General features: G+C 69.0%; 6 protein-coding genes. 5 read left to right on the top strand and 1 reads right to left on the bottom strand.

Translation table 11 applies throughout. From position 1 onward, the window contains the following. Positions 1–337: 337 nt before the first annotated feature. Complete coding sequence (gene groES, locus G6038_RS30155; protein ID WP_003938034.1) at positions 338–640, top strand: co-chaperone GroES; 303 nt, start codon at positions 338–340, stop codon at positions 638–640. An 86-nt stretch (positions 641–726) separates the two neighbouring features. Next, positions 727–2,343: a chaperonin GroEL gene (gene groL, locus G6038_RS30150; protein ID WP_165042525.1), complete on the top strand. Its 1,617-nt coding sequence runs from the start codon at positions 727–729 to the stop codon at positions 2,341–2,343. 106 nt (positions 2,344–2,449) lie between these two features. Here the strand turns inward: groL and G6038_RS30145 are convergent, their stop codons facing one another. Continuing rightward, entirely contained in the window at positions 2,450–2,743 is a 294-nt protein-coding gene (locus G6038_RS30145) for a WhiB family transcriptional regulator (protein WP_029544792.1), read from the bottom strand. Positions 2,744–3,266: 523 nt separating this feature from the next. Between G6038_RS30145 and G6038_RS30140 the strand changes: the two genes are divergently transcribed. The 3 genes from G6038_RS30140 to G6038_RS30130 form a co-directional block, all read left to right on the top strand. Beyond that, on the top strand, positions 3,267–4,109 hold the full coding sequence (locus G6038_RS30140) for a hypothetical protein (RefSeq protein ID WP_165042523.1): 843 nt from the start codon (positions 3,267–3,269) through the stop codon (positions 4,107–4,109). A 121-nt stretch (positions 4,110–4,230) separates the two neighbouring features. Beyond that, the gene (locus tag G6038_RS30135; protein WP_100058157.1) at positions 4,231–4,809 is read left to right on the top strand and encodes a sigma-70 family RNA polymerase sigma factor; all 579 of its coding nucleotides are present in this window, start codon (positions 4,231–4,233) and stop codon (positions 4,807–4,809) included. Next, positions 4,802–5,467: anti-sigma-D factor RsdA (locus G6038_RS30130; RefSeq protein WP_240918883.1), on the top strand; the 666-nt coding region annotated here is incomplete at its 3' end. The genes G6038_RS30135 and G6038_RS30130, both read left to right, overlap by 8 nt.

The raw sequence follows: 5,467 nt of genomic DNA, 5'->3' as shown, positions 1-5,467 counted from the left end.
GTTGCGGACAGGCCCAGCTCCTGGCTGGGTGCGGGCGGCCGCCGCCCGTCGTTGTCGAGCGAGCGCTGTCGAGCGGGGGCTGTCGATCGGAGGACCGCCCGGGCGAGGGGCCGTCGGGGGGAGCGGGGGGGACGCTCGGTGCGACACGGGGACACTCAGCACCCACTGCCCTTGAGCGCTGGCACTCGCGTGTATAGAGTGCTAGTCGACGCCGAGCGTGTTCCGGCACCCGCGACGACGGGACTGCGCGCGGAGTCACCGTGGTGACTGAACAAACCCTGTCCGAGGACGACAAGAGTCCTCGGACCATCGAACCCCTGAAAGTGGAGGGCTCATCGTGGCGAGCGTGAACATCAAGCCGCTCGAGGACAAGATCCTCGTCCAGGCCAACGAGGCCGAGACGACGACTGCCTCCGGCCTCGTCATCCCGGATACGGCGAAGGAGAAGCCCCAGGAGGGCACCGTCGTCGCCGTCGGCCCCGGCCGCTGGGACGACGAGGGTGAGAAGCGCATCCCCCTCGATGTCAAGGAAGGCGACGTCGTCATCTACAGCAAGTACGGCGGAACCGAGATCAAGTACGCCGGCCAGGAGTACCTGATCCTGTCGGCTCGCGACGTGCTGGCCGTCGTCGCCAAGTAAACCGCACGCATTCCGCCCCGGAGTTCCGTCTCGGACCCGGGGCGGAATCCGTTCCGGATCCTTCGTTCCAGGAGTAGTCGGAGAACATGTCCAAGCAAATCGAGTTCAACGAGACCGCGCGGCGGGCACTCGAGCGTGGCGTCGATCAGCTCGCCGACGCCGTCAAGGTCACCCTCGGCCCGCGTGGTCGGCACGTGGTGCTCGCCAAGGCGTTCGGCGGTCCGACCGTCACCAACGACGGCGTCAGCATCGCCCGGGAGATCGAGCTGGAGGACCCGTTCGAGAACCTCGGCGCCCAGCTGGTCAAGAGCGTTGCCACCAAGACCAACGACGTCGCCGGTGACGGCACCACCACCGCCACGGTGCTCGCCCAGGCCATCATCAAGGCCGGCCTGAAGAACGTCGCGGCCGGCGCCAATCCCATTGCGCTCGGCAGCGGCATCGCCCAGGCCGCCGAGAAGGTGTCGGAGGCGCTCCTCGCCGCCGCCACCCCGGTCGAAGGCAAGGAAGCCATCGCCCAGGTCGCCACCGTCTCCTCGCGCGACGAGGAGATCGGCAACATGGTCGGCGAGGCCCTGAGCACCGTCGGCAAGGACGGTGTCGTCACCGTCGAGGAGTCCTCGACGCTGCAGACCGAGCTTGTCGTCACCGAGGGCGTCCAGTTCGACAAGGGTTTCCTCTCGCCGTACTTCATCACCGACATCGACGCGCAGCAGGCGGTGCTCGAGGATGCCGTCATCCTGATCTACCGCGACAAGATCGGCTCCCTGCCCGACTTCCTGCCGCTGCTCGAGAAGATCGCCGAGAACGGCAAGCCGGTCCTGATCATCGCGGAGGACGTCGAGGGCGAGGTGCTGTCCACCCTGGTGGTCAACTCCATCCGCAAGACGCTCAAGGCCGTCGCGGTCAAGGCGCCGTTCTTCGGTGACCGCCGCAAGGCATTCCTCGACGATCTCGCCGTCGTCACCGCCGGCACCGTCATCAACTCCGACATCGGGTTGACCCTGAAGGATGCCGGTCTCGACCTGCTCGGTTCGGCCCGACGCGTGGTGGTCACCAAGGACAGCACCACGATCGTGGACGGCGCCGGCACGCAGGAGGACATCCAGAACCGCGTCGCGCAGCTGCGCCGCGAGATCGAGGCCACCGATTCCGACTGGGACCGCGAGAAGCTCGAGGAGCGGCTCGCCAAGCTCTCCGGCGGCATCGCGGTGATCAAGGTCGGCGCTGCCACCGAGACCGACCTCAAGGAGCGCAAGTTCCGTGTCGAGGACGCGGTCAACGCGGCGAAGGCGGCGGTCGAGGAGGGCATCGTGCCCGGCGGCGGTTCGGCGCTGGTGCAGGCCGCCCGCGAGCTGGACGCGCTCGAGAACTCGCTCTCGGGCGACGAGGCCACCGGTGTCGCTGTGCTGCGTGCGGCCCTCACGGCCCCGCTGTACTGGATCGCCAGCAACGCCGGCCTCGACGGGGCGGTCGTGGTGAACAAGGTCGGCGAGGCTCCGGCCGGATCCGGCTTCAACGCGGCCACCCTCACCTACGGCGACCTGCTCGCCGACGGTGTCGTGGACCCGGTGAAGGTGACCCGGTCCGCGGTCGTCAACGCCTCCTCGGTGGCACGGATGGTGCTGACCACCGAGAGCGCGGTCGTCGAGAAGCCGGAAGAGGTGGCCGAGGCCGGTCACGGCCACGGCCACGCGCACTAGCGATCCGAACGCCCGGGCCGGCCGCGCCTGACGGTGGCCCGGGTGGCACGAAGCCCCGCACGGAACGTCCCGTGCGGGGCTTCGTCGTCCCGGGGGTCGCGGCCGGTCAGACCGCGACCCTCCGTCGTCGGTGCCGCGCGTACATCTCGCGCTCCGTCTCGGACATGCCGCCCCAGATGCCGTACGGCTCGGACACGGCCAGAGCGTGTTCCCGGCACTGCACGATCACCGGGCACTGCCGGCACATCTCCTTCGCCCGGCTCTCGCGCTGCGCCCTGGCCCGGCCACGCTCCCCGTCCGGGTGGAAGAACATCGAGGAGTCCACCCCACGGCACAGTCCGTGCATCTGCCAATCCCAGACGTCCGCGTTGGGTCCGGGCAAGTGGTTCGGTGCAGGCATGGGGTACTCCTTTGCAGCGTGCTCGCCTGGGGCGAGCGGACCGGGGCGGAAGGTCTTTCCCCCCAAAGCAATTATTCAGGCTCCGTAACCGTAAAGGGGCCGCCGAAATGGAGTCAACAGTTTCGCGGAGTGGCAATTTCCATATCCCGATCCGCGAGAATTTACCGCCGAAATATTTACTTCGGGATCGATCCGTGATTGTGTCTTGATGTTGTGCGCCTCCACCGCGCAAGGCTCCGTTCGGTGTCAGAAATGGTCCGGATCAGGGACTATATGCCCTGTCGCCAGCGCAGAAGGGCACCTGTCCGGACCTCGGGGACAAGAATGCAGGGGTCGGCGGGCGCGGCGTGCGCAGGTTTACGTACAGGCGCCATGTCCGCAATTAACAGGCCGTAAACCCAATGTTCAACCGGATGCAGCACAAGTGTCGTTCGGAGTAATTCATGCGCCCCCGATGCATATTTCCCGGAATGCGGACCACCTCCGCGCCGGGGAGGGGGAGATGCGGTGCGATCATGGGCGCGTGCCCGACATCGCCCTTCCGTCCGACGCATCCGCACTCGACTCGGCGGCATTCGGCGCCCGGCCCGGCCTGTTCCCCCTGCCCCTCGCCGGCGATCCCGTCGCGTCGTGGCACCGGGTCGTCGCGCTGGGCGGGCAGGGCCGCTACGGCGCGGCCCTGGCGGAACTGACCCGGCTCCGCCGCGCCACGGGCCCCGGCGGAGCGCTCGCGTCCCTCGCGGCGAGCACCGAGGCGTCGCTGTTGCGTCAGCTCGGCCGGCATCGTGAGGCATCCGTCCTCGACGGCCGGGCGGTCGCGGCGCTCGCCGGCGCGCCGGCGGACTGCCCCCCGGCCGTCGAAGCTCACTGCGACGCCCTCACGGGCCTGGCGGCGGACGCCCTCGGGTGTGGGCGGCTCCGGCTTGCCGCCCGGCTGCTGGACCGCTGCGCCGCACGTCTCGACGAAGCGGGCGGCGTCCACGCCGAGGCGTTCCGGCGCCAGCGCGTGCGCCTGCACTGGGTCACCGCCGAGACCGCGCTCGCCTCCGGGGACTTCGCCACCGCCCGCCGTCATTCCGCTGCCGCGTCGGCAGTTGCCGAACGCGGCGGCTCGGTCCGGCACCTGATCAAGTCCGACCTGTTGCAGGCCGCCTCGTGGACCGGCGAGTCCGATCTCGCCCCCGCCCGGGACCTGTGCCTCGACGTGCTCGATCGCAGCACCGCGCACGGTCTGGTTCCGCTGCGCTGGGCTGCTTCGATGCTGTGGGGCGGACTGGGGGGCGGTGATGCGGCCCGGCGCGTGCGCGACGAGTCGGCCGCGCTCATCGTCCGGCGCGGCGGGAGATTCGCAACGATCCGGGCCTAGAAGTCATCCGTGCGTCCGTTCCGTCCGGTCGTGTCGTTAGTCTGGGGGTGTTCCACTGCGAGTGGAAGCACACCCGGCCGGGGGGTCGTGTCACTTTGTAACGCCAGGACTTGCGCAATCGATGACTGTCATGGGTGAGGAGTTGGACTCCGCTGTCGCTGCGGCTGCGCAGGGGGATCGGACGGCTCTCGCTCAGGTTCTGAGGACCATCCGGCCCTTGGTCGTCCGGTACTGCCGGGCGCGGGTCGGATCCGCGGAGCGTGGCCAGCTCTCCGCGGACGACGTAGCGCAGGAGGTGTGCTTGGCCGTGATGACGGCGTTGCCGCGGTATCAGGACCAGGGACGCCCCTTCATGGCGTTCGTGTACGGGATCGCGGCACATAAGGTCGCCGACGCGCACCGCAGTGCCGCCCGCAACCGGGCGGACCCGGTCGCGGAGGTACCCGAGTCGATGTCGCTGGACGACAGTCCGGAAGAACAGGCGCTCAACTCGGAGACGAGCCGGCAGATGAAGCAGTTGCTGGGCACGCTTCCGGAGAAGCAGCGGGAGATCTTGATCCTGCGGCTCGTGATGGGCCTGTCCGCGGAAGAAACGGCAGCAGCGGTGGGAAGTACGGCAGGTGCTATTCGTGTGGCGCAGCACCGCGCCATCGCCCGACTGAAGAAGGAAGTGACGAGAGCAGGTGAGAGAAATGGGTAGGAAGCACGGTGCGGACGACGATTTCTTCGCCGATCTCGCCGACGACGGCACCCCCGTGGACATTGCGGCAGTGCGCCGTGACGATGCCCTCATCGACGCGATCTCCGGGGACGGACCGGTGTCCACCGAGACGACCGAGGAGTACGAGCTGGCCACGCTCCTCGCGGGCTGGCGTGCCGAGATCCTCGCCGACCCTCTTCCTTCCGAACCGGACCTGGACGAGATCGTCGCCGCGGTCAACCGAGAGATCGGTGCCCGCGACGCGCTCGCCGACCGCCGGTCCCGCTCCCGCACCCAGCTTCGCCTGATCCGTCCCATCGCCGGTGCCGCAGCCCTGATCGCCATCGCCGTGGGCGGCGCGACCGCCGTCTCCTACCAGGCCGAACCCGGCGATCCCCTGTGGAGCGTCAAGCAGGTGGTCTTCAGTGAGCAGGCGGAGTCGACGGTCGCCCGGATCGACACCACCTCCACACTGCAGGAGGCCGAGCAGCGGATCGCCGTCGGCGATACCGAAGGCGCCCAGGAACTGCTCCAGTCGGCACAGGAGCGTTCCGGGTCGGTCACCGACGCCGGCCAGCGGGACCAGCTGGGCGACTGGATGCAGCGGCTCACCACCGAGCTGAGCCAGCTCCTTCCGCCGCCGCCCCCGCCCGTGCTG

The sequence above is a fragment of the Rhodococcus sp. 14C212 genome, from assembly GCF_011058195.1.
Lineage (GTDB): Bacteria > Actinomycetota > Actinomycetes > Mycobacteriales > Mycobacteriaceae > Rhodococcus > Rhodococcus aetherivorans.
Note: the sequence above shows the minus strand (reverse complement) of the source record. Positions and strands in the feature narration are given on the sequence as shown.

Excerpts from the sequence above, each read along its gene's own strand:
- G6038_RS30135 (WP_100058157.1), top strand. The coding sequence starts at position 4,231 with ATGACTGTCATGGGTGAGGAGTTGGACTCCGCTGTCGCTGCGGCTGCG.
- G6038_RS30145 (WP_029544792.1), bottom strand. The coding sequence starts at position 2,743 with ATGCCTGCACCGAACCACTTGCCCGGACCCAACGCGGACGTCTGGGAT.
- groL (WP_165042525.1), top strand. The coding sequence starts at position 727 with ATGTCCAAGCAAATCGAGTTCAACGAGACCGCGCGGCGGGCACTCGAG.